The organism is Stenotrophomonas sp. YJH_SMC_80 (genome assembly GCF_059372495.1).
Window position 1 is genome coordinate 131364 of record NZ_JCAFVP010000006.1, and the last position, 23995, is coordinate 155358.

Genomic DNA, 23995 nt, shown 5'->3' on the forward strand with positions numbered 1-23995 from the left:
ACAGTTTCCGGGTGCGGCCACCACGGAAAACAGATCAGGAGCGGAGGCGGGTCGCTCGCTGCGCTCGCTCGTGTAGAGCGGTGCTCAGGGCAGTTGTTCGCTGAAGTCTTCGGTGTAGCCCAACAGCAGTGTGGTGCGGGTGGCCAGGGTTGCAGCCAGTTTTGACCACGTGTCATGCGTTCCGGCCGCGTAGACGCGCTGCAGGTCCGCGACCAACGCATTTGCCTGTGCAGGCGACGGCGCGCTGTCGCGCTGGAAGCCGAGCCACGATGCGCCGAGTCCGAACAAGCGGTAGCCATGGTGCTCCTGCAGGTGCCGGATCAGGGCGTGATTCTGGAAGATGTCCCAGTCCGCGCTGAAGTAACCGTTGGGCAGGGCGGCAATCAGCAGGTCATCGCGGTCCACCGGCACCTGCTGCACGCAGACCACCTCGTCGACGATGAGGTCCGGCGTTGCATTGGCGGCGACCAGCGCCTCGACGTCCTCGTTGCTGCACATCAGCGTGCCCGCCAGCGCGCTCCATTCCAGCCGATGAGAGGAATGCTCGAGCTGCGCGACCACATGCGCCAGCAACCGCTCGCGTGCCGCCAATGCATCTTCGGGGGTTTCCGGATCTTCGTCCTCGTACAGCGCGATGCGCGCGTCGTCGGACGCATGCCTGCTGGTGTAGCGGCATTGGCCGACATCATCGAGCGTGCACAGGTAGCGATACCGGGGATCAGCCGCGTGCCGCGAGGCCAGGTATTCCAGCACCTCATCCAGCGTGGGTGAATCGCCCAGCAACGCATGGCTGAAGGCATCGATGGAGCCGTCCACAACGGCCTTGTCCAATGGAATGGAAGTGATCTTCATCGCCACAGCCTAGCCGCAATTCCGAACGAAAAGATCCGGGCGTCGGCCTTACCGTGAACGCTCCATCCACGCATGGCGTGGATCCATCGTGTCGACCAAGGTCGACACCCACCAACAGCAGCGGCAATCTGTCGAAGGCGGGGTGGGTCCGGTTGCGGGGGTGTCCGCGGCATGGATGCCGCGGCCAAGCCCCCCAGGATGGGTTTACGGCGTCCCCCGCAACCGGACCCACCCCCCGCCATCCCCCGGCTAGTCAGCTTTTGCCGTTGCCGTTGAAGTTGATTCGGCAGGTGCAGGGCCGCAGACCCTGCAGGCAAAACTCAGCTGCGCATGCCCACGCCGCGACGCAGCAGCCACAGCGCCAACGCCGTCAGCACCACCACGAAACCGATCATCAGGCCGTAGGCCACCGGCAGCGGTACATCGCTGCTGCCCAGCAGGCCATAGCGGAACGCGTTGACCATGTAGAAGATCGGGTTGGCGTGCGTGGCCGCTTCGGCCCAGCCCGGCAGCAGCTTCACCGAATAGAACACGCCACCCAGGTAGGTCAGCGGGGTCAGGATGAAGGTCGGCACGATCGCCACGTCATCGAACTTCTTCGCATACACCGCGTTGATGAAGCCGGCCAGCGAGAAGATCGTCGCGCCCAGGATCACCGTGGTCAGCATCACCAGCGGGTGCGGGATGCGCACCGGGGTGAAGAACATCGCGATGATCAGCACGATCACGCCCACCATCAGGCCGCGCAGCACGGCGCCGGCCACGTAGCCCCACAGGATCACCCAGTTCGGCATCGGGCTGACCAGCAGTTCTTCCACGTGGCGGCCGAACTTGGCGCCAAAGAACGAGGAACTGATGTTGCCGTAGCTGTTCTGGATCACGCTCATCATCACCAGGCCCGGCACGATGAACTGCATGTAGGTGTAGCCCCCCATGTCACCCACGCGCGACCCGATCAGGTTGCCGAAGATCAGGAAGTACAGGGTCATGGTGATCGCCGGCGGCACCAGGGTCTGGCCCCAGATGCGCATGATGCGGGCGACTTCGCGGCGCACGATGGTCATCAGCGCGATGCGGTTGCGCTGGCCGTCGGTCAGCTCGGTGGTGCTCATGCAGGCTTCTCCAGGTTGCCGGTGAGGCGCACGAACAGCTCCTCCAGGCGGTTGCTCTTGGTACGCATCGAACGCACGCGGATACCGGCCTCGTTGAGCGTGGCGAACACGCGGTTGAGGTCCATTGCGCGCGGCATGTCGATGTCCAGCGTGTGCGGGTCCGGCGCGGTCAGCGTCGCACCTTCGATCACCGGCAGCTGTGCCGGCAGGTCACCGTCGATGTCCAGCAGGAAGCCCTCCACGTCCAGCTTGGCCAGCAGGGTGCGCATCGGCCCCTGCTCGACGATCTGGCCATGGTTGATGATCGCCAGGTGGCGGCACAGGTACTCGGCTTCTTCCAGGTAGTGCGTGGTAAGGATGATCGTGGTGCCTGCGGCATTGATCTCCTTCAGCACGCGCCACATGTCGCGGCGGATCTCGATGTCCACGCCGGCGGTCGGCTCGTCCAGGATCAGCAGGCGCGGGCGGGTCATCATCGCGCGGGCGATCATCAGCCGGCGCTTCATGCCGCCGGACAGCGTGCGGCTCATCACCTGTGCCTTTTCCCACAGGTGCGCGCGCTTCAGTTCCTCTTCGGCGCGCTGCTCGGCTTCCTCGCGCGGTACGCCATAGAAGCCGGCGTAGTTCACCAGGATGTCGAAGGGCTTCTCGAACAGGTTGAAGTTGATTTCCTGGGGCACCAGCCCGATCAGGCGCATGGTGGCGCTGCGGTTGCGCACCAGGTCGCTGCCGAACACTTCCACCTGGCCCTCGCTGAGGTTGACCAGGGAGCTGATGATGCCGATCAGGGTCGACTTGCCGGCGCCATTGGGGCCGAGCAGGGCGAAGAAGTCGCCCGGGGCCACTTCCAGGGAAACCCCCTTCAGGGCCTGGGTGCCGTTGTCGTAGGTCTTGCGCAGGTCGCGCACGCGCAGGGCGGGCGCCGTATCGTTCTGGGATGCCAAGCTCGAAGCCTTCGCGCCCATGGGCTGGCGCTGGAGAGGGGCGGGGAGGGGCTATTATAGAAGACCCCGAGGGCTTGCCCCGGCTACACACTGTCCCGAAAAGTCGTGCCTGTTCAATTCCCCCTCAAGCTGGTCGGCTGCCGCATGCTGGCCCCGACCGTCGGCCACTACCAGTTCGTGCGTGACGATGGGCAGCCGCTGGATTTCCAGCCCGGCCAGTTCATCCAGGTCCATTTGAGCTACGCCGACGGCACCGAAACCAAGCGCAGCTACTCGCTGGCGACCATCCACGACCACGCGCTGGGCCCAGGCGAGGCGGTGGATATCGCCGTCAGTTTCGTGCCGGGTGGCGCCGCCACGGCCCTGTTCGAGGCACTGGAGCAGGGCGGCCAGATCAGTGCGTCCGGCCCCTATGGCCGGTTCTGCCTGAATCCCGGTGACCACAACGCCCGTTACCTGCTGATCGCCACCGGTACCGGCGTTACCCCGTACCGCTCGATGCTGCCGCTGCTGGAAAAGGCCATGGCCGAACGCGGTGTGCAGATCGTGCTGTTGCAGGGCGCGCGCAGCCCGGGCGAACTGCTGTACAGCGAAGATTTTTACAGCTTCGCCGAAAAGCACCCGAACTTCCGTTATGTTCCGTGCCTGTCGCGTGAACTCCCGGCTGATCCGCACCCGGACGTACAGCACGGCTACGTGCAGCAGGCGCTGGCCGGCTTCACGCCGGACCCGGCCACCGACATCGCTTACCTGTGCGGCAACCCGGACATGGTCGATGCCTGTGCCGAGCTGCTGAAGGCCGCCGGCCTGGGCAACCCGCAGATCCGCCGCGAGAAGTACGTCAGCAGCAAGTAAGTCAGGGTAGTGCCGGCCGCTGGCCGGCAGCCCCACGAACCCTGGTAGTGCCGGCCGCTGGCCTGCAACTCCAAGAACCGGAGGCGGCGCCACGCCGCCCCCGGTGCCCTGCCTCAGTACGCGACCCAGGCATCGCGCCAGGCGAAACCGGTGCCCGGGCGATAGGCATCGGCGTTGATGCTGCACCACGCACCTTCCGGGAACGGTCGGCAGGCGTAGAGCTTGCCGTCGGTGCCCTTGACCACGGTTTCGCCCGGCGTGTAGCTGCCGATACCGGCCGGATACACGAAGTCATAGTCGCCCGGCGGCGGATCGACCGGATCCGGCAGCTGCGTGTCGAGCTGGAAGCGATGGCCCGGCTTCAGGTAGACGCGGTTCTCGGTGGCCGAGGCGATGGGTGTGATGATTCCGTTCTGCAGTATGCCCACCCGGGCATGCTGGGCAGAAGCGTTGATCTTGCGGGCCAGCGCCAGCGGCCACTGGTTCGCAGCGGTCTGACCTGCGGCCAGGGTGATCTCCGGACGCTCCAGATCATTGCCCTGGGCGTTGAACACGCGCAGCGTCAGGGTGGTGCCTTCTTCCAACGCACCGCGGGCGGTGACCGGGCCGGCGTCCTGCCACTGCGGCGGCGGTTCAACGCCGCCACCGCCTTCGAAGCGCACGTCCGCGCAGGTATAGAACGCTTCACCGGAATCCGAGCGCTGCCAGGTGTTGTAGATGATGTGCTGGCCGCTGCGCTTGGGCAGCGGGCAATCCAGCTTGTAGACGTCGCCGGAGACCGGCACGTTGCCCAGCGTGCAGAATTCCTGCAGGTCGGCCCAGCGCAGCGGGCTGCCCGGCTGCCAGCCGTCGCGGGTGACGTAGAACTTCCACTCGCGGGTAGCATGCGGCGCCGGTGCCTTGAACTCGAAGGTGTAGCGCCCGCGCGAATCGGCGCGGATCGGCGAGGTCGGCCAGTCACTGCGGTTCAGATCGAGGCCGCGGTACTTGCTGTTGCCGCCGCTGCACAACTCGCCATCTGGAACCACCGCTTGATGGTTGCCGTTGGCGTTGGCCTGGTTGACACCGGCCCAGTCGTAGAACGGCTGGGCGCCGCCGATGGCCTTGGCGGCGGCGCAGGCCGGGTTGGTCGGATTCTCCGGATTGCCCTCGTGGCACTGCTTCACGCGGCTGAGCGGCTTGGACAGGGTGCCGTGGCCGAAGGCGTTGCCGGACAGTGCCAGGCCGACAACGGCGGACAGTGCGAGGACGGCCCGATGGGACAGGTGCATGCAGGAACTCCTTTGCGAAGTGTTGGAAACCTCGCGGAGTCTTCCCATGTAGCCGCCATATGCCCATCAGACAAGTTTGAAAGGCTGCTGCGTTCCTCTGTTTCTGCAACGCGCGCCCCACTGCGCGGCAGGGGAGCCAGGAGGCGGTGTGATGTGCACCGCCTCCCACATCACTGCGTCAGTACGCGATCCACGCATCGCGCCAGGCCGCGCCCACGCCCGGCCGGTAGGCCTCGGCATTGACGTTGCACCATGCACCCTCCGGGAACGGGCGGCAGGCATACAGCTTGCCGTCGCTGCTCTTCACCACGGTCTGGCCCGGCACATAGCTGCCGATGCCCGCCGGGTACACGTGGTCGAAATCACCACCCGGCGATGGCGTACCCGGGTCCGGCACCTGGGTATCGAGCTGGAAGCGGTTGCCGTCCTTCAGGTACACGCGATTGTCGGTGGCCGACGCCGACGGCGTGATCACGCCATTGGCAAGCACGCCCACGCGCGCATGCCGGGCACTGGCATTGACCTTGCGGGCCAGCGCCAAGGGCCATTGCGCGGCCGAGGTCTGGCCGCTGGTCAGCGTCGCTTCCACACGTTCGACATCGTTGCCGCTGGCATTGAACACGCGCAGTGCCAGCGTCGTACCGACCGGCAATTCACCGCGGGCGGTGACCGGGCCGGCATCCTGCCATTGCGGTGCCGGCGTCGTACCACCGCCGCTGCCCTCAAAGCGTACGTCCATGCAGGTGTAGAACGCTTCGGTCGAATCCGAGCGCTGCCAGGTGTTGTAGATCACATGCTGGCCGGTGCGCTGCGGCAGCGTGCACTGCAGCTTGTAGGTGCCATCGGCAGAGAGCGGTGTATTGCCCAGCGTGCAGAACTCCTGCAGGTCGGCCCAACGCAACGGGCTGCCCGGTTGCCAGCCGTCGCGGGTGACGAAGAAGCGCCAGTCGCGCGTGGCGTGCGGCGCGGTTGCCTTGAACACGAAGGTGAACTTGCCATTGGCATCGGCGTGGATCGGCGTGGTCTGCCAGTCACTGCGGTTCACGTCCAGGCCGCGGAAGGTGGCATTGTTGCCGCTGCACAGCTTGCCGTCGGGCACCACCGCCTGATGGTTGCCGTTGGCGTTGGCCTGGTTGATGCCGTTCCAGTCGTAGAACGCCTGCGATCCGCCCACCGCTTTCGCGGCGGCGCAGGCCGGGTTGGTCGGGTTCTCCGGATTGCCCTGGAAACAGGCATAGACGCGGCTGACCGGCGTGGTCATGGTGCCGTGGGCAAAAGCATCGCCGGCCAGCAACAGGCCAGCGGCGGCCAATGAAGTAGCCAGCAGCAGCGGTGTGGATTGGAATGACATGGCGCTTCCTTGTGGTCGTCGAAAGAGAGCGGTGACCGCAGAGTTGCGCTGCGCGGCGGACTTTCGGCGGCACCATGGCGAGTATCGAGTTGCGGTGCCGGGTGCGGAACCATGGAAATGCTGATCCGTGACTGTGGGTGTGAAGCCCTTCCCGCGGGCTTCACGTGGGCCTGAACGGATGCGCTGGCGATCACGTGTCCGGCGTGGCAACGATCACGTCGTGGAGATCCGGCCATGTCGGTGTCATGCCGACGCGATCCGCCTGGCACGAGAAGCAGCCGTGGGCCGCGTTGTGCAGCTGCACGAAGGCCACGGCAGGGTCGGCAAACAGCGCGTCCAGCCGAGCGCCGACATCCGTGCCTGCGCTGATCTCGGCGGCCAGCATCAATGCAGCCTGGTCATAGGCGCGCAACGAGATCATCCGGCGCTGCACATACGGGGGCACCTCGCCTGGCGGCAGCACGCAACGGGTCACGCCACGCTGTACGAAGATCGGGCCCGAGGCGTGATACGGCGAGTGCAGGGGCAGGTGCACATGGGACAACAGCAGCAGCTCGCTGCCACCGGGCGGATCGCTCAGGCTGATCCGGCAGGGGTGTCCTCCTGATTCGCCGGCCCAGCGACGCCGGATGCCCAGCGCAGCCAGCGCGGTGTCGCTCTTTTCGAACAGGTGCAGGAACGGGCGGTGGTCGATGCCACCGAGGTACCACGCATGCATGGGCGTCTCCTTGGTTTTCCGCGGATTCTGCGCAGGCACCGGCCGCCGTGCTCGCCGTTTTCAGACCCCGCATCTCATCGGGCCCGGCAGCGCCACGGGGATCGCAGCACAAGGCGCCAAGATGCGCGCGCCGCCCCTGGATTTCCCCACCCTCACCGCGCTTGGCTTCCTGCTCTGCATCGCTGGGGCCATCTGGCCGGAGACGAGGTACTGCGCCACTTCGCTGCATTGATGCAGCACGGTTTGCAGGGTCATGACACGCTGCTGGGCCGCTACGGTGGCGAGGAGTTCGTGCTGGTGCTGGCCAGCAGCACGCAGGCGGAAGCGATGGCGCGGGCTGCGGCGATCCGTACCGCTCTGCAGCAGAAGCCGGCGCGGCTGGCCACCGGGCCGGTGACGTTCACTGCCAGCATCGGCCTGGCGATGGACGACGGTCAGGGCGAGCTGTCCACGCTGCTGGCAGCGGCAGACGCGGCGCTGTACCGGGCCAAGGCCGCCGGCCGCGATCGCCTGGCCTGCGCCACGCCGGCGGAGATTTCGCGTCTGCCCATCGCCGACGACGCCGTGCCCGTGTAAGTTGAGTCACATCTTCCGCGGCAGCCCGTCGTGGTTGCCAGGAACGTCCTCCAGGGGAAACGAGCACGATGCAAAGACACCACCTCGCGTTGGCCGCAGTGTTGGCCAGCCTGATGCTTGCCGGTTGCAGCCAGTCACCGTCACCCGGCGCCGAAGGCGCCAGCGATGCACCCAGCCGCCGTTTCGGCACGATCGACTTCCAGCCCTGCACGCTGTCCACGGTAGGTGCCAGTGCCAACGTGGAAGCGCAGTGCGCCACCCTGCAGGTGCCGGAGGACCGGGCCCAGCCCGCTGGCCGGCGCATCGGCCTGCGCATCGCCTGGCTGGAATCGGGCAGCAGCGGCTCCAACCAGCCCGACCCGGTGTTCTTCCTGGCCGGTGGCCCCGGCCAGGCCGCCAGCGAAGTGGCCGTCATCGTCGATACCGCGCTGCGCCAGGTGCGCAAGCAGCGGGACATCTTCCTGGTCGACCAGCGCGGCACCGGCGGCTCCAACCCGCTCAGCTGCCTCGGCGCGGACGGAAAGGAACTGCCGATGGACGAGGACGCGGCGCCCTCCGAGGCCTTGCTGCGCGACTATGCCCAGCGATGCGCGGCTTCCCTGCAGGGACGTGCGGACGCACGTTTCTACACCACCACCGAAGCCATTGCCGACCTGGACGCGGTCCGCCAGGCCTTGGGCGTGGACCGGGTCAATCTGATCGGTGCGTCCTACGGCACCCGCGTGGCCCAGCGCTATGTGGGTACCTATCCACAGCACACCCGCAGCATCGTCATCGATGGCGTGGTGCCGAATGAGCTGGTGGTGGGCGGCGATTTCGCCAGGACGTTCGAAGACGCGATCGCCCTGCAGTCGGCGCAGTGCCGCAAGGACGCTGCCTGCAGCAGGCGCTTCCCGACCGATACCCGTGCGCAGCTGCGCAGCGTGGTCGAGACCCTGCGCCGTGCACCGGTTCCGGTCGAGTATCGCGATCCCGGCACCTACGACACCCGGAAGGATGTGCTGACACCGGACAGCGTGGTGGGCCTGGCTTTTGCGTTTTCCTACGTACCCCAGTACGCCTCATTGCTGCCGCTGGTTCTTGATGAAGCCGCGCACGGCCGCTACGCGCCGCTCGCCTCGCTGGCGCGCGGTGCGAACCGCAGCATGGATTTCCAGATCAACCGTGGCATGCACTGGTCGGTGATCTGCAGCGAAGACGCGCCGCGCTACCAGGCGCCGGCCGAGGATCCCGGGCGCCTGTTCGGCAACGACGTGGCAAGTTCCTTCTTTGCCGCCTGCCCGGCATGGCCGCACCGACCGGCACCGGCAGCCAATGCCGTGCCGCTGCGCAGTGACGTACCGGCGCTGCTGTTGTCTGGTGAACTGGACCCGGTGACCCCGCCGCGCTATGCCGAGCAGGTCCTCAAGGGCCTGCCCAATGGACGCGCGCTGGTCGCCCGTGGCCAGGGCCACGGCACGCTGACCGCCGGCTGCATGCCGCGCCTGCTCGGCCAGTTCATCGACACGACCGATGCCAAGGCGCTGGATGCCGGCTGCCTGGACACGCTGAGCTACGTGCCAGCGTTCACCTCGTTCAACGGATGGGAACCATGATCGTCGCCGACAACCTGCACAAGGCCTTCGACACCCGCACCGGCCGTATCCAGGCCGTGTCCAATGTCGGCTTCCGCGCCGAGGATGGCCGCATCACCGGCCTGCTGGGGCCCAATGGTGCTGGCAAGACCACCACCATGCGCATGCTGTACACGCTGATGACCCCCGACCAGGGCAGCATCAGCGTCGATGGTGTCGATGCTGCGCGCAATCCGGTGGAAGTGCGTCGCCATCTCGGCGTGCTGCCCGACGCGCGTGGCGTCTACAAGCGCCTGACCGCGCGTGAGAACATCGCCTACTTCGGCGAACTGCATGGCCTGTCGGCCGAGCGCATCCGCGAGCGCATCGAGGTGCTGTCGCACGCGCTGGACATGGGGGACATCCTCGACCGCCAGACCGATGGCTTCTCGCAGGGCCAGCGCACCAAGACCGCGATCGCCCGCGCACTGGTGCACGACCCGCGCAACGTCATTCTCGATGAACCGACCAACGGCCTGGACGTGATGACCACCCGCGCACTGCGCCGCTTCCTGCTGGGCCTGCGCGAAGAAGGCCGCTGCGTGATCCTGTCCAGCCACATCATGCAGGAGGTGGCCGCGCTGTGCGATCACATCGTGATCATCGCCAAGGGCACGGTGATGGCCGCCGGCAGCGCCGATGAACTGCGCGCGCAGTCCGGCGAATCCAACCTGGAGGATGCGTTCGTGAAACTGATCGGCAGCGAAGAGGGCCTGCACGCATGAGCATGATGTCGACCCTGATGACGGTGATGCGCAAGGAGCTGCGTGACCTGTCGCGCGACCGCCGTACGCTGGCGCTGACCCTGCTGTTCGGGCCGCTGCTGTACCCGCTGCTGATCCTGGGCATGGGCAAGCTGTCCGAAAGCCGCGTGCGCACGCAGATCGAGCAGCCGCTGCAGATTCCCACCATCGGCGCCGAACATGCGCCGAACCTGGTGCGCTTCCTGGCTGCCCAGGGCCTGAATGCCGCTGCTGCGCCGAAGGACCTGGCCGAGGCCATCCGTTCGCAGGACATCGACGTGGCGCTGCGTATCAGCCCGGACTTCGGCAGGGACTGGGCCGATGGCAAGCCGGCGCTGGTGGAGGTGATCAGTGACAGCACACGACGCGCCGCCGAGGTGCCCACTGCGCGTCTGCAGGCGGCGTTGGCCACGTACAACGGGCAGGTGGGGGCACTGCGGCTGATGGCGCGGGGCATCGACGCCCAGGTCGCACGGCCGCTGGACGTGGCCAGCCAGGACATGGCCAGTGCCGAAGCCAAGCGTGGCCTGATGCTGTCGGCGTTGTTGCCGATCCTGCTGACTCTCACCTCGTTCCTCGGTGGTGCCTACCTGGTAATGGACACCACCGCCGGCGAGCGTGAGCGGCAGTCGCTGGAGCCGCTGCTGGCCACGCCGGGGTCGCGCAGTGCCATTGTCAGCGGCAAGATCGCCGCCGCCTGCATGGTCGGCTTTGCGTCGCTGCTGTTGACCCTGGCCGCGTTCAAGGTGAGCGCGCAGATCGCCCCCGGCAACATCGGCCGCCAGCTCAACATGAACATCATGGCGATGGTGCAGATGCTGCTGGTGATGCTGCCGATGCTGCTGATCGGCACCTCGCTGCTGACCTTCCTGGCCGCAGCGGCCAAGAGCATGAAGGAAGCGCAGAGCCACATGACCTGGTTGATGCTTCTGCCGATGCTGCCGGGCTATGCGCTGATCGCCTACCCGGTGAAGAGCCAGCTGTGGCAGTACGCCGTGCCGTTCCTGTCGCAGAACCAGATGCTGCTGAAGGTGATCCGCCACGAGACCATCACACCCGCGGTCTGGGCCATCTACCTCGGCGCCAGCCTCGGCCTGGCCGCCGTGTTGTGGTTCGCCGCCGTGCGCCGTTATCACAACGAGCGCCTGGCAATCTCCGGCTGACCGCAAAAAGGGGACGGAGGGGATTAAGTCGTTTCTAACCCTCCGCCCCCTTCTTCCGAGGGCGCCCCCGCTTGCGCAGCATCACGGGGCGACCCAGCGTCCGTTCCACCATTCGCAGGTAGGCTGCATTTCCCAACGGATGCTGCCCGGCACTGTGCGCACGGATTGCCGGCAGGTCAGCGGACGCGTTCATGTCCTGCAGAAACTCCGCATAGAGCATTCCCCGCTGTCGCTGGGTCTGGGCGAGCGCCTGGAATGCGGGATGTTCCGTCAGCATCGGATCGTGGCGCCGCTGCAGGTTTCCATGCACGCTCGACCATGGGTGATCTTCCGGGGCGGCAGTCATGCCTGCACGAACCGGATTGAGTTCGATGTAGCGATAGACGCTGAGCAGATAGGCGTCGCTGTCCACCATCGAAGAATGGAAGCGGCCCTGCCAGAGCGGTCCGCTGCGCTGATGCCGCTGATTGAACGCCTGGACATAGTTGTTGCCCTGCATCCGCATCGCATTCGCCAAGCCAACACGCGTGGAAGGTGTGGCCAACAGATGAACGTGATTGCCCATCAATACGTAGGCATGCAGTGCGACCTGATGCTTCAGGAACGCGCTGTGCAACAGGTGCAGAAACAGCTGACGGTCGATATCGTCAACGAAGATCGCCCCCTTGTTCACACCGCGCTGGGTTACGTGGTACGGCTGTTCGGCCAACATCAGGCGTGCTTGTCGAGGCATGGCAGTTCGGGGCTTCAAGAATTCATCAGACTGCCGCCTCCGTGACCTTGAAGGGCATCAGGCGATGCCGCGAGATGGCGTGGGGGAGGGCAGAAGCGACTTAATCCCCTCCGTCCCCTTTTCCATACCGCGCAGGCGTCACCCCCATCTCGCGCTTGAACACGGCGATGAATGGACTAGGCGTGTCGTACCCCATCGACAGCGCGACGCTGATCACCGGCTCGCCGGACAGCAGGCGTGGCAGCGCCAGCAGCACCCGCAGGCGTTGCCGCCACTGGCTCAGCGTCATGCCGGTCTCGGCCAGCCAGTGGCGGGCCAGGCTGCGGCCGGACAGGCCACTGCTGACGGCCCAGTCCTCGACGGTGCGGTTGTCGTGCGGCGCGCGAGCCAGCGCGGCGGCGATCCGGCCCAGGCGCCGGTCACGCGGTTGTGGCAGGGCCAGCGGCAGCGGCGTGCTGGCGGCAATCTCATCGGCGATCACGCCGGCCAGGCGTGCCTGCGCAGCATCCAGTGGCGCATGGGGCCATTGCAGCGCACGTGCTGTCGCCGCCTGCAGCAGCGCATTGGGCTGGAAGATGCGTGGTGTGGCGGGCAGACCCAGGCAGGCCTCCGCGTTGAAGTACAGGCTCCAGCCATTGAACCCGTCTGCGCCCAGCAGCGCGTGGGGCAGCAACGGCGGTATCCAGGCGACGTGACCTGCGGGCAGCAGCCAGTGCAGGTCGTCGGCGGCGATCCGCAGCAGCCCCTGGTACGCACCCAGCAGCTGCCCACGCGCATGCCGGTGGCGGGCCGTGCGACGCTTGCCGAGCTGGTGCAGCCGGGCCGCCAGCACCACCGGTCCATCGGTGGCATCGGCCAGCGCGGGGTCGAGCAATGCGGCGGTTGTCTGATCTGCCATATCGATTGGCAGTTATACGGCAGAAACGTCGCCTCCGGGCCCCGACACTGGGGCCCACTTCAACGGAGCGCTTCCCCATGCAGCCACACGACATCCTCCCCGACCATCAGAACGACGTGCAGGTGAACGGCCTCACCGTGCGCAAGGGCAGTGTCGGCGCCTTCCTGGCCAGCGTCCGTGACTGGCAGGATCCCGCCAGCGATGTTGCCACCCGTTCCACTGCCGAAGCCGACCTGCGTGCGCTGCTGCCGGGCCTGCACGCGTTGGGCCTGTTCCAGGTGCTGACGGCGCGCGATCCGGCACTGCAACACCTGATCGATGGAGCGGCCTGAAACGGACAAGGCCCGGACATGCCGGGCCTTGGCGTCATTGCAGGGGCAGAAACGACTTAATCCCCTCCGTCCCCTTTTTCGTTCAGTTGTTGCCCGGCGCGAACACCAGCGTACGGCGGGTGGTCACCGGCGCGCTGACCGGCTCGAAGCGCCAACGCTTGACCGCGTTCAGGGCTTCACGGTCGAACACGCGTCCCGGCGTCGCGCGCAGCACGCGAGCGTTCACCACCGAGCCGTCAGTGCCGACGGTGATCTCCACCAGCACTTCGCCGGAGGTTCCCGAACGCAGCGCTTCGCCCGGATAGCGCGGCGCCGGAGTGCTGACCGGGCGCAGGGTGGGCGCTGCCGGTGCGGCGGCCTGGCGTGCGGCGCTGGCCTGCTGGGCGGCAGCCTGCTGCTGCTTCTGCTCGGCCTCGCGGCGGGCGGCGGCCTGGCGCTCGGCTTCCTGGCGCTCGTTGTCGCGGCGCGCGGCATCCTGCTGCGCGGCAATCTGCTTGGCGGCGTCGGCTTCCTTGGCGCGCTGCTCGCTCAGGCGCTGCTGCTCGGTCTGCTGCTTGCTGCGGTCCTCGGCGTCCTTCTTGGCCTTCTCGGCTTCCGCTTCGGTGCGCTTGGCTGCGTTCTGCACGCCCTTGGCCAGGCCGTCCTTCAGGCGCGGCAGGGCCGGCGCGGATGCATCCACCTTCTCGATCAGTGCCACCAGGCGCTGCGCTTCGGTGTAGTCCTCGCGGCCCAGGTGTTGCTCGGCGGCGATCAGGGTGTACGGCAGCAGGTCGGTCAGTGCGCTCTTCACCGAGGCGTCGTCCGGCGTCTTGTCACGCAGGGCGAGGTAGTACTCGATGGCGTTGTCGCCGGCCGGTGCATACATGCGGTTCTCGCGCAGCGCCTGGCTGGCCGACTCGCGCAGCTGCTCGGTGCCCATGGACTGCACCTTGGCAGCAACCGCCGGTGCGGCGGGTGCGGCAGCGGCAGGCGCCGTGGCGGCAGCAGGCGCTGCGGATTCTTCCTTGCCCGAGCAGGCGGCCAGTGCCAGTGCCAGGGCAACCGGCAGCCACCGGCGCGCGGCGGTGATCGTTGAGACGTGCGACATCCTGCTCCCCTCTAGAAGACGACGTGACGTAAATCATTGATACGCATGGCCGGGACCTGCGGTCCGGGCGCGGCAGGGTGACGTTTCCCGACGCCACCGCCGGCAACGGCGAGGGTGCAATCTAGCATCCCGGCCACCGCCGCGCACAAGGGACGGTGGCCGGAATGGGGCAGCGGCGGTCAAGCCGCTGGCGGCGGCGACCTCAGTGGTCGTGTGCCTTGTCGTGCGACCTGCTGTGGCTGTTGGACATCAGCTTGTCGGTCCAGGCGATGCCGATCGCCGACAGGATGAACACGCAGTGGATGATGGTCTGCCACAGCACGCCATCCTGGGTCAGCATCGAGCAGCGGGCGACACCGATGTTGGCAGCGGCCACGCTCATCTGCTCCGGCGTGCACAGCGGGATGCCGCCAAGCGCACCGCTGGCGATGAAGGTCTTCAGCAGGTGGATCGAGGAGATGCCGATGATCGCCATCGCCAGCTTCACCTTCAGCACGCTGGCATTGACGTGGCTCAGCCATTCCGGCTGGTCCGGGTGGCCTTCCAGGCGCAGGCGCGAGACGAAAGTCTCGTAGCCGCCGACGATCACCATCACCAGCAGGTTGGAGATCATCACCACGTCGATCAGGCCCAGCACGATCAGCATGATCTGCTGCTCGCCCATCGACACCGAGTGCGAGATCAGGTGCCACAGTTCCTTGCCGAACAGGAACACGTAGACGCACTGCGCCACGATCAGGCCCAGGTACAGCGGCAGCTGCAGCCAGCGTGAGGCGAAGATCAGCGTGGACAAGGGGGAGAGCGGCGGGCGGTTTGCACTCATGCGAGGGATGCTGCGTTGCGGGGGAGAGGCGAGGTTACCGGCCCGCCATGACGGTGCCAACCCAACTCACGCACTAGACTTCAGGTTCCTTTCCGCACCCCGAGCCGCCGCCATGATCGACCTGTATTACTGGCCCACCCCGAACGGCCACAAAGTGACCCTGCTGCTGGAAGAAACCGGCCTGGAATACCGCATCCACCCGGTCAACATCGGCTCGGGCGACCAGTTCAAGCCGGAATTCCTGGCGATCTCGCCGAACAACAAGATGCCGGCCATCGTCGACCAGGCACCGGCCGATGGCGGTGCTCCCCAGAGCGTGTTCGAGTCCGGCGCGATCCTGCTGTACCTGGCCGAGAAGACCGGCCGCTTCCTGCCCAGCGACCCCCGCGGCCGCGTCACCACCCTGGAGTGGCTGTTCTGGCAGATGGCCGGCCTGGGCCCGATGAGCGGCCAGATGGGCCACTTCAACGTATACGCGCCTGAAAAGATCCCGTATGCCATCGAGCGCTATGACAACGAAGTGCGCCGCCTGCATGGGGTGATGGACAAGCGCCTGGCCCAGCACGCCTTCCTGGCCGGCGACGAGTACACCATCGCCGACATGGCCAGCTACCCGTGGATCGGCGCCTACGACAAGCTGCCGGTGGATTTCACCGCGTTCCCGAACCTCAAGCGCTGGCATGAAGCCATTGCCGCACGCCCGGCCACCCAGCGGGCCTATGCCCTGCGCCAGCAGGTGAACCCCAACGCCGGCAAGCCGCTCAGCGACGAAGAGCGCAAGCACCTGTTCGGCCAGCGCTGACCGCCTCGGGGTCGGATCCCTTTGCAGCGCAAAGGGCTCTGACCCCAGCACCAGGCCATGGGCAGAAGGTCATGCTGCCTTCCCGCACGGGCTTGGTTAGGATGGGGGACGACCGCTCCGCGTCCATCGCGGGGGCGGACCTGCCGTTTGCCGGGATCCTCCATGCGCCACCTGTTCGCTTCGCTCGCCCTCATGCTCGCCACCAGTACCGCCGCCCACGCTGAAAAGCTGACCCTGGAAGCCATCACCGGCCCGTTGCCGTTGTCCGGCCCGACCCTGATGAAGCCGAAGGTGGCGCCCGACGGTTCGCAGGTCAGCTTCCTGCGCGGCAAGGACAGCGACCGCAACCAGCTGGACCTGTGGACCTACGACATCGACAGTGGCCAGACCCGGTTGCTGGTTGATTCCAAGGTGGTGCTGCCCGGCACCGAGACCCTCAGCGACGAGGAGAAGGCCCGCCGCGAGCGCCAGCGCATCGCCGCGATGACCGGCATCGTCGATTACCAGTGGTCGCCGGACGCGCAGCGCCTGCTGTTCCCGCTGGGCGGCGAGCTGTACCTGTACGACCTCAAGCAGCAGGGCCAGGCGGCGGTGCGCCAGCTGACCCATGGTGAAGGCTTCGCCACCGACGCCAAGCTGTCGCCCAAGGGCGGCTTCGTCAGCTTCATCCGCGGCCGCAACCTGTGGGTGATCGACCTGGCCAGCGGCAGGCAGCTGCAGCTGACCCGCGACGGCAGCACCACCATCGGCAACGGCGTTGCCGAGTTCGTCGCCGACGAGGAAATGGATCGCCATACCGGTTACTGGTGGGCGCCGGACGATTCGGCGATTGCCTTTGCCCGCATCGACGAATCGCCGGTACCGGTGCAGAAGCGCTACGAGGTCTATGCCGACCGCACCGACGTGATCGAGCAGCGTTATCCCGCCGCCGGCGATGCCAACGTGCGCGTGCAGCTGGGCGTGATCGCACCGGCCGCCGATGCGCAGCCGCGCTGGATCGACCTCGGCAAGGAACAGGACATCTACCTGGCCCGCGTGGACTGGCGCGATGCGCAGCACCTGAGCTTCCAGCGCCAGTCGCGTGACCAGAAGCAGCTGGACCTGGTGGAAGTGGCACTCGACTCCAACCGCCAGCGCGTGCTCGCCCACGAAACCAGCCCGACCTGGGTGCCGCTGCACAACAGCCTGCGTTTCCTCGACGATGGCAGCGTGCTGTGGTCGTCCGAACGCACCGGCTTCCAGCACCTGTACCGCATCGACAGCAAGGGCAAGGCCACCGCGCTGACCCACGGCAACTGGCCGGTAGACGAGCTGCTGGCGGTCGATGAAAAGGCTGGCAAGGCCTACTTCCGCGCCGGCATCGAGACCTCGCGCGAAAGCCAGATCTACGCGGTGTCGCTGCAGGGCGGTGAGCCGCAGCGCCTGTCGAAGGCGCCGGGCATGCACAGCGCCAGCTTCGCCCGCAACGCCAGCGTCTACGTGGACAGCTGGTCCAACAGCACCACGCCGCCGCAGATCGAACTGTTCCGCGCCAATGGCGAGAAGATCGCCACCCTGCTCGAGAACGACCTGGCCGATCCCAAGCATCCGTATGCGCGCTACCGCGATGCGCAGCGCCCGGTGGAGTTCGGCACGTTGATGGCTGCCGACGGCAAGACCCCGCTGAACTACAGCCTGATCAAGCCGGCCGGCTTCGATCCGTCCAAGCGCTACCCGGTGGCCGTGTACGTCTATGGTGGCCCGGCCAGCCAGACCGTCACCGACAGCTGGCCCGGCCGTGGCGACCACCTGTTCAACCAGTACCTGGCCCAGCAGGGCTACGTGGTGTTCTCGCTGGACAACCGTGGCACCCCGCGCCGTGGCCGCGACTTCGGTGGTGCGCTGTATGGCAAGCAGGGCACGGTGGAAGTGACCGACCAGCTGCGCGGCGTGGCCTGGCTGAAGCAGCAGCCATGGGTGGACCCGGCGCGCATCGGCGTGCAGGGCTGGTCCAACGGCGGCTACATGACCCTGATGCTGCTGGCCAAGGCTTCGAACCAGTACGCCTGTGGCGTGGCCGGTGCGCCGGTGACCGACTGGGGCCTGTACGACAGCCATTACACCGAACGTTACATGGACCTGCCGGCGCGCAATGAAGCGGGTTACCGCGAAGCGCGCGTGCTGACCCATATCGATGGCCTGCGCTCGCCGCTGCTGCTGATCCACGGCATGGCTGACGACAACGTGTTGTTCACCAATTCGACCAGCCTGATGAGCGCGTTGCAGAAGCGTGCACAGCCGTTCGAGCTGATGACCTACCCGGGTGCCAAGCATGGCCTGTCCGGCGCCGATGCCCTGCATCGCTACCGCGTGGCCGAAGCCTTCCTGGGACGTTGCCTCAAGCCCTGATCCAGCAACGGGAAGGAGCCCGCCGATGACCCTGCCACCGCCGATTCCCGCCCATGACCCGGCATCCGCCGGTTGGTGGTGCCGCCACTGGCGCTGGGCGATGCCGTTGATGGTGGTGCTGGTGCTGGGTGGTGCAGGGGGTGTGGTGACCTGGAGCGTGCTGCGCTGGAGCGAGGCGGCACGCGAGAGCCCGCCGATGCGCGAGGCGCTGCGGCGGGCGGGCTGCAGTATTGAACTGGTGGAAGCGTTCGGTGAGCCGTTGAACATCGAGTCGATGCCGCTGGGCAGCATGCAGACGGCGATCAACGGCCAGCGTGATGTCGGCCTGACCGTAGCCCTGGAAGGACCGCATGCGCACGGGCGGTTGTTCGTGCAGGGTACCCGTCGCGATGACGTGTGGGACTACCCGGTGATGTACGTGTTGGGCGAGGACAAGCAGACCTTCGACCTGACGGCGCTGGACGACGACGAGGCCGCGCAGGAGTGCGAGCTGAAGGCCTGCCGTGATCGCGGCGAATGCCCGCTGACCGCCGTGCTCTGACCTCCGGGGGCAGGCGACTGCGGGACGTCGACTGGGTAGAGTCGACCGGGTAGGGTCGACCGGGTAGAGTCGACTGTCAGTCGACTGCTCTTCGATCAGACAGCGAAAACCCCCGCGCTGCGCGCGATAGTCGACTGACAATCGACTCTACCCCCGCCAGGTTTCCGCGGAGCCCGGCTGCACAACCAGCCCGCCATGACTTCCCGCCGATTGTCGCCATCGCCGTGAGCGCGTAGGGTGCGGGCAACCCTTTGCTGGAGTGTCCCATGAAGCCGATTGCGCTCGCCGTTGCCCTGGCCCTGACTGCCGCACCGCTGCTGTCCGCACCACCGGCGCTGGCGGCACCCTCTGCCAAGGCCGCCACCCCGGCCAGCCCGGCCTGGGTCGCCCGCAGCAATGCGCTGGCGCAGATTCTGCTGGACGCCCAGGGCCCGTTCCAGCCGGAGGAAACCGGCTTCTTCGGCGTGCCCGGCTACGACGACAAGGTGGCCGATCTCGGCCCGGACAACGGCAAGCGCTACCGCGCTGCCATGGCCAAGGCACGCGACGAACTGAAGGCAAAGCTGGCCGTCGAGAAGGATCCCAATGTCCGCCAGGACCTGGAGATCATGATCCACGCCGCCAGCCAGAACATCGAAGGCAGCGAGCTCAACGAGAAGTACCTGCTGCCGTGGAGCGATGCGCCGCAGACCGTGTTCAGCGGCCTCAACCTGCTGCTGTCCGACCAGGTGCCGGCCGAGCGCCGGGCCAAGGCGGTCGACCGCCTCAAGGCCTATGCCGGCCTGCAGCCGGGCGGCACCGCCTTCACCACGCTGGCGCGCCAGCGCTACGAGGAACGGCTGAAGGACAGCAGCCTGTTGCAGCCGACCAGGATCGAAGTGCAGCAGTCGCTGGACAACGTCGAGACCTACATCACCGGTATCGAGTCGCTGCTGAAGAAGTACCAGATTGCCGGCGCCGATGAAGCAATGAAGGCGCTGGCCGGGCAGATGAAGGACTACGCCGACTGGACCCGCAAGGAGGTACTGCCGAAGGCACGTGCCGACGCACGCCTGCCGGCACCGTTGTACGCCTACCAGCTCAAGCAGGTAGGCATCGACATCGACCCGAAGCTGCTGATGCAGCGCGCGCAGCTGGAGTTCATGGAAACCCGCTCGGCGATGCAGCAGCTGGCACCGCTGGTGGTGAAGGACAAGGGGCTGAAGGTGGCCGACCCGAGCGATCCGGTGGCGGTGATCCGCGCGCTGAAGGCCGACAAGATCGCCGACGATCATCTGGAAGGCCACTACCGCAAGGTGATCGATGCGATCGATCCGCTGATCCGCGAGCACGCCATCGTCGACGTGCCCAAGCGCGCCATGCAGATGCGCCTGGGCTCGGCCGCCGAGAGCGCGGCCAGCCCGGCCCCGCACTTCCTGCCGGCCCCGCTGGTCAACAACACCGGGCAGCAGGGCACCTTCGTGCTGCCGCTGGGCAACCCGGCAGCGGGCCCGGGCGCGCAGTACGACGACTTCAACTTCGGTGCGGCAGCATGGACGCTGAGCGCGCATGAAGGCCGCCCCGGCCACGAGCTGCAGTTCACCGCGATGGTCGAGCGTGGTGTGTCGCTGGCACGCACCATGTTCGCGTTCAATTCGGTGAACGTGGAAGGCTGGGCGCTGTACGCCGAAGCCGAGATGGTGCCGTACGAGCCGCTGGACGGGCAGATGATCGCCCTGCAGTTCCGCCTGCTGCGCGCCGCGCGCGCGATGCTCGACCCGATGCTCAACCTCGGCCTGACCGACCGTGCCAACGGCGAGCGCGTGCTGATGGAGCAGGTCGGCCTGTCCAAGGCGATGGCCACCCAGGAACTGGACCGCTACATGGTGCGGATGCCGGGCCAGGCCGGTAGCTACTTCTACGGCTACACCCGCATCCTGGAACTGCGCATGCAGACGGAACTGGCGCTGGGTGCGAACTTCGACCGCCTGGCGTTCAACAACTTCCTGCTCGACCAGGGCCTGCTGCCGCCGGACCAGCTGGCCGACGCGGTGAACAAGGTGTTCGTGCCGAAGTACAAGCGCTGAACACCCTCCGGTAGTGCCGGCCGCTGGCCGGCAACCGGTGTTGGTAGATGCCGACCTTGGTCGGCGCTGTGGGTTCGTGCCAACCAAGGTTGGCACCCACCAGAGCGATGTGTTGGCTGTTGCAGGGATGTGCCGGCCAGCGGCCGGCACTACCCGCGGTGACGCTGCTGCGTCACCGCTGCGGGGTAATCACCTGTGTCGGCAACCGCGCCGGCGGTGCCGGATTCGGCACCCAGATCGCGACGCCCGCGGCGCGCTTCTGCGTGGTCGGAATCCCGATGCCGACGCCGCCACCGACGTGCGAGCCGAACGTGCCCGCGCCCACCGACATGCCTACCGGCGAACCGCTGCTGCCCACGCCCATCAGCACCACGCCGTTGGCGCCCAGCGCTGCGGCTTCACGTTTCAGGCGGGCCACGGCGGCATCGGTCTGGCCCTGGGTGCCGAAGCCAACGGCGGAAGACGATTCCAGCTGGGCGATTTCCTGGGAGCCGGCCGGTGGCGTCGAATAGATCTGCACCAGCGCCGGATCGATCGGCGCGCGGGCGCGGCCCAGCATCACCTTGGAGGTGCTGGCACAGCCGGCGGCGACCAGCAGCATGGCCGCCAACGCGGCCCAACGGATGTTCATGGCACTTCCCCTGCAGGACTGGTTGCGATGATCGGCGGGCCACTCTGAATCGGCGCCAACACCCGGGCCGGGGCACGCACGACAGCACGCTAGCACGGGTCGGGTGACAGCCCCGCCAATGGCAGTAGGCGGCGGCAACGGGAACGATTATGGTGGGGCCAGGAACCAACTGCGGGAGAGCGGCATGGGTGTGATCAGTCTGTTGTGGGGCGTATTGGCGCTGTTGTGGATGATCCTGGCGTTGATTCCGCTGCTGGGCTGGGGCAACTGGTTCCTGATCCCGTTCGCCGCGGTCGGTGCAGTCATCGCCGCGCTGGGTATCCTGTTCACCCACCCGAGCAAGCGTGGCCGGGCGTGGGCCGGGTTGGTCCTGAACGGTATCGTGGTGGTGGTCGGCATCCTGCGTCTTGGCCTGGGCGGCGGCGTGGTCTGAGCCCGGTCCCGGGTGCGACAGGGCGTCGCAGGCACACGGCCGATGGCCGGGCGGGGGCGTACAATGAATGGCTGCGCGAGCCCCCCGCGTGCCTGTGAATCCGCGCCCCGCGCGGCTGCCCCATGATCATCCGACCCCGTCCCCACGGCTGGCAACTGCTGTACATCCTGCGCGGTTCGATCGTCAAAGCGATCGCGCCGAAGGTGCTGGCCATCCTGATCCTGTCCATCGCCGTGGCTGCGGTGGTCGAACTGGCGCCCCCTACCGGCATCGAACGCGTGTCGGTGACCCCGTTCACCCTGCTTGGCCTGGTGCTGTCGATCTTCCTCAGCTTCCGCAACAGCGCCTGCTACGACCGCTGGTGGGAAGGACGCAAGCTGTGGGGCCAGCTGGTCTATGAATCGCGTTCGCTGGCGCGCCAGGTAAACCTGCTGCTGGCCGACGACGCGGGCCGTCGTCGTCGCGTCGCCTACCTCACCACCGCGTTCGCCCATGCGCTGGCGGCGCGACTGCGTGGTCGCATCGTCGCCCTGGCAGCACTGCCGTGGCTGGACAAGCGCCAGCGCGAACAGCTGGGCCAGCGCGAGAACGTGCCCGATGCGCTGCTGGCGATGATCGCGGCCGAACTGGCGCATGCGCTGCGCGCCGGCCAGCTCGACCCCATCCTCTACACCCAGCTGGAAGAGCGCCTGCACGCGATGTCGTCGATCCAGGCCGGCTGCGAGCGCATCCTCACCACGCCGCTGCCGTTCGCCTACACCCTGCTGCTGCACCGCTGCGCGTGGATGTTCTGCGTGCTGCTGCCGTTCGGCCTGGCCAGTTCGCTGGGCTGGGGCACGCCGGTGCTGTCGGCGGTGCTGGCCTATGCCTTCTTCGGCCTGGACCAGCTGGGCGAAGAAATGGAAGACCCGTTCGGCCTTGAGCCGAACGATCTGCCGCTGGACGCGCTGGTGCGCACGATCGAGATCGACCAGCTCGATGCGCTCGGCGAACGCCCGTTGCCCGAACCCCTGCTGCCGCAGGGCTACCTGTTGCAATAGCCACTCCTCGGAGCCTGCCATGTCCCACCCGCTGTATCGCCCGCGCCGCATGCGCCACGACGAGTTCTCGCGCCGCCTGATGCGCGAGAACACGCTGACCACCGACGACCTGATCTACCCGGTGTTCGTGCACGAACTGGCCGGCCGCACCGCAGTGCCGTCGATGCCGGGCGTGGAGCGGCTGTCGATCGAAGAACTGCTGAAGGTGGCCGAAGAGGCGCTGGAGCTGGGCATTCCGGTGATCGACCTGTTCCCGGTGATCGACCCGTCGCTGAAATCGCTGGATGCATCGGCGGCGTGGGCCGAGGACGGCCTGGCGCAACGCGCGATCCGCGCGCTGAAGTCGCGCTTCCCGGAACTGGGGGTGATGACCGATGTGGCGCTGGACCCGTACACCACCCACGGCCAGGACGGCATCATCGACGACAAGGGCTATGTACTGAACGACATCACTGTCGAAGCGCTGGTCAAGCAGTCGGTGTCGCATGCCGAAGCCGGCGTCGACATCGTTTCGCCGTCGGACATGATGGATGGCCGCATCGGCGCGATCCGCCGTGCGCTGGATGCCGACAACCACGTCAACGTGCGCATCATGGCTTACTCGGCCAAGTACGCCTCGGCGTTCTACGGTCCGTTCCGTGATGCGGTGGGCAGCGCGGCCAGCCTCGGCAAGGCCGACAAGAAGACCTACCAGATGGACCCGGCCAACGGCGACGAGGCCCTGCGCGAGATCGCGTTGGACCTGGAAGAAGGCGCCGACATGGTGATGGTCAAGCCGGGCATGCCGTACCTGGACCTGGTGCGCCGGGTGAAGGGGAAATTCGGTGTGCCGACCTTCGCCTATCAGGTGAGTGGCGAGTACGCGATGATGAAGGCCGCCTTCGCCAACGGCTGGCTGGACGAGCGCGCCTGCGTGCTGGAGTCGCTGCTGGGCTTCAAGCGGGCCGGTGCCGATGGCGTGCTGACCTATTTCGCGCCGCAGGTGGCGCGATGGCTGCGCGAGCGCTGACAATAGCGCCACGA

At 67.0% G+C, this 23995-nt stretch carries 24 protein-coding genes; 13 read left to right on the top strand and 11 right to left on the bottom strand.

Going from position 1 to position 23995, the window contains the following annotated elements:
* Positions 1-84: 84 nt before the first annotated feature.
* From AC5P99_RS12445 to AC5P99_RS12455, 3 genes are all read right to left on the bottom strand, one after another.
* The gene (locus AC5P99_RS12445) at positions 85-852 is read right to left on the bottom strand and encodes a hypothetical protein (RefSeq protein ID WP_495213203.1); all 768 of its coding nucleotides are present in this window, start codon (positions 850-852) and stop codon (positions 85-87) included.
* Between the two features lie 320 nt (positions 853-1172).
* A complete protein-coding gene (locus tag AC5P99_RS12450; RefSeq protein ID WP_005411568.1) occupies positions 1173-1964 on the bottom strand; it encodes an ABC transporter permease in 792 nt (263 codons plus the stop codon).
* Positions 1961-2929, bottom strand: coding sequence for an ABC transporter ATP-binding protein (locus AC5P99_RS12455; RefSeq protein WP_005411567.1), 969 nt, complete (start codon positions 2927-2929; stop codon positions 1961-1963). The genes AC5P99_RS12450 and AC5P99_RS12455 overlap by 4 nt, the downstream gene beginning before the upstream one ends.
* Positions 2930-3013: 84 nt before the next feature.
* On the opposite strand from AC5P99_RS12455, the gene AC5P99_RS12460 reads away from it, so the two are divergent.
* Positions 3014-3763 (top strand): ferredoxin--NADP reductase, encoded by a 750-nt coding sequence (locus tag AC5P99_RS12460; protein ID WP_495213204.1) that lies wholly within the window; start codon positions 3014-3016, stop codon positions 3761-3763.
* Positions 3764-3876: 113 nt separating this feature from the next.
* On the opposite strand, the gene AC5P99_RS12465 is transcribed toward AC5P99_RS12460, so the two are convergent.
* The 3 genes from AC5P99_RS12465 to AC5P99_RS12475 form a co-directional block, all read right to left on the bottom strand.
* On the bottom strand, positions 3877-5034 hold the full coding sequence (locus AC5P99_RS12465) for a lytic polysaccharide monooxygenase (RefSeq protein WP_495213205.1): 1158 nt from the start codon (positions 5032-5034) through the stop codon (positions 3877-3879).
* Positions 5035-5212: 178 nt separating this feature from the next.
* On the bottom strand, positions 5213-6385 hold the full coding sequence (locus tag AC5P99_RS12470) for a lytic polysaccharide monooxygenase (protein WP_049451281.1): 1173 nt from the start codon (positions 6383-6385) through the stop codon (positions 5213-5215).
* 190 nt (positions 6386-6575) lie between these two features.
* Positions 6576-7103 carry a DUF1203 domain-containing protein gene (locus tag AC5P99_RS12475; RefSeq protein ID WP_049403666.1) on the bottom strand — a complete coding sequence of 176 codons (528 nt, stop codon included), beginning with the start codon at positions 7101-7103 and terminating at the stop codon, positions 6576-6578.
* Between AC5P99_RS12475 and AC5P99_RS12480 the strand changes: the two genes are divergently transcribed.
* The 4 genes from AC5P99_RS12480 (at position 7098) to AC5P99_RS12495 (ending at position 11198) form a co-directional block, all read left to right on the top strand.
* Positions 7098-7679, top strand: a complete 582-nt coding sequence (locus tag AC5P99_RS12480) for a diguanylate cyclase (protein WP_262091068.1) — start codon at positions 7098-7100, stop codon at positions 7677-7679. The two genes, AC5P99_RS12475 and AC5P99_RS12480, sit on opposite strands and share 6 nt — an antisense overlap.
* Positions 7680-7747: 68 nt before the next feature.
* Positions 7748-9274, top strand: a complete 1527-nt coding sequence (locus tag AC5P99_RS12485; RefSeq protein ID WP_049451280.1) for an alpha/beta hydrolase — start codon at positions 7748-7750, stop codon at positions 9272-9274.
* Positions 9271-10017: an ABC transporter ATP-binding protein gene (locus tag AC5P99_RS12490; protein ID WP_005411560.1), complete on the top strand. Its 747-nt coding sequence runs from the start codon at positions 9271-9273 to the stop codon at positions 10015-10017. Before AC5P99_RS12485 ends, AC5P99_RS12490 begins: the two co-directional genes overlap by 4 nt.
* The gene (locus tag AC5P99_RS12495; protein ID WP_032967061.1) at positions 10014-11198 is read left to right on the top strand and encodes an ABC transporter permease; all 1185 of its coding nucleotides are present in this window, start codon (positions 10014-10016) and stop codon (positions 11196-11198) included. Before AC5P99_RS12490 ends, AC5P99_RS12495 begins: the two co-directional genes overlap by 4 nt.
* Before the next feature lie 34 nt (positions 11199-11232).
* Here AC5P99_RS12495 and AC5P99_RS12500 read toward each other — a convergent pair whose 3' ends face one another.
* Together AC5P99_RS12500 and AC5P99_RS12505 are read right to left on the bottom strand one after the other, a co-directional pair.
* Positions 11233-11931, bottom strand: a complete 699-nt coding sequence (locus AC5P99_RS12500) for a transposase (RefSeq protein ID WP_495213206.1) — start codon at positions 11929-11931, stop codon at positions 11233-11235.
* Between the two features lie 100 nt (positions 11932-12031).
* The gene (locus AC5P99_RS12505; RefSeq protein ID WP_495213207.1) at positions 12032-12829 is read right to left on the bottom strand and encodes a helix-turn-helix domain-containing protein; all 798 of its coding nucleotides are present in this window, start codon (positions 12827-12829) and stop codon (positions 12032-12034) included.
* Between the two features lie 77 nt (positions 12830-12906).
* Between AC5P99_RS12505 and AC5P99_RS12510 the strand changes: the two genes are divergently transcribed.
* Entirely contained in the window at positions 12907-13161 is a 255-nt protein-coding gene (locus tag AC5P99_RS12510; protein WP_005414831.1) for a hypothetical protein, read from the top strand.
* Between the two features lie 82 nt (positions 13162-13243).
* Here AC5P99_RS12510 and AC5P99_RS12515 read toward each other — a convergent pair whose 3' ends face one another.
* The gene (locus AC5P99_RS12515; protein ID WP_005414830.1) at positions 13244-14248 is read right to left on the bottom strand and encodes an energy transducer TonB; all 1005 of its coding nucleotides are present in this window, start codon (positions 14246-14248) and stop codon (positions 13244-13246) included.
* Positions 14249-14450: 202 nt separating this feature from the next.
* Positions 14451-15071, bottom strand: coding sequence for a TIGR00645 family protein (locus tag AC5P99_RS12520; RefSeq protein WP_012481561.1), 621 nt, complete (start codon positions 15069-15071; stop codon positions 14451-14453).
* 112 nt (positions 15072-15183) lie between these two features.
* Between AC5P99_RS12520 and AC5P99_RS12525 the strand changes: the two genes are divergently transcribed.
* The 4 genes from AC5P99_RS12525 to AC5P99_RS12540 all read left to right on the top strand — a co-directional run bounded on the left by AC5P99_RS12525 (position 15184) and on the right by AC5P99_RS12540 (position 20868).
* On the top strand, positions 15184-15873 hold the full coding sequence (locus tag AC5P99_RS12525; protein WP_005411553.1) for a glutathione binding-like protein: 690 nt from the start codon (positions 15184-15186) through the stop codon (positions 15871-15873).
* Positions 15874-16035: 162 nt separating this feature from the next.
* Positions 16036-18261, top strand: coding sequence for a S9 family peptidase (locus AC5P99_RS12530; protein ID WP_012481560.1), 2226 nt, complete (start codon positions 16036-16038; stop codon positions 18259-18261).
* Between the two features lie 25 nt (positions 18262-18286).
* On the top strand, positions 18287-18802 hold the full coding sequence (locus AC5P99_RS12535) for a cytochrome c oxidase assembly factor Coa1 family protein (protein WP_005414826.1): 516 nt from the start codon (positions 18287-18289) through the stop codon (positions 18800-18802).
* 266 nt (positions 18803-19068) lie between these two features.
* The gene (locus tag AC5P99_RS12540; RefSeq protein ID WP_049451276.1) at positions 19069-20868 is read left to right on the top strand and encodes a DUF885 domain-containing protein; all 1800 of its coding nucleotides are present in this window, start codon (positions 19069-19071) and stop codon (positions 20866-20868) included.
* A 172-nt stretch (positions 20869-21040) separates the two neighbouring features.
* Here the strand turns inward: AC5P99_RS12540 and AC5P99_RS12545 are convergent, their stop codons facing one another.
* Positions 21041-21499 (bottom strand): hypothetical protein, encoded by a 459-nt coding sequence (locus tag AC5P99_RS12545; RefSeq protein WP_024958198.1) that lies wholly within the window; start codon positions 21497-21499, stop codon positions 21041-21043.
* A 184-nt stretch (positions 21500-21683) separates the two neighbouring features.
* Between AC5P99_RS12545 and AC5P99_RS12550 the strand changes: the two genes are divergently transcribed.
* From AC5P99_RS12550 to hemB, 3 genes are all read left to right on the top strand, one after another.
* Positions 21684-21932, top strand: coding sequence for a hypothetical protein (locus AC5P99_RS12550; protein WP_005411548.1), 249 nt, complete (start codon positions 21684-21686; stop codon positions 21930-21932).
* Positions 21933-22054: 122 nt separating this feature from the next.
* Positions 22055-22972 (top strand): bestrophin family protein, encoded by a 918-nt coding sequence (locus AC5P99_RS12555; RefSeq protein ID WP_049451275.1) that lies wholly within the window; start codon positions 22055-22057, stop codon positions 22970-22972.
* A gap of 19 nt (positions 22973-22991) precedes the next feature.
* Entirely contained in the window at positions 22992-23981 is a 990-nt protein-coding gene (gene hemB / locus AC5P99_RS12560; RefSeq protein ID WP_049451274.1) for a porphobilinogen synthase, read from the top strand.
* Positions 23982-23995: the final 14 nt, after the last annotated feature.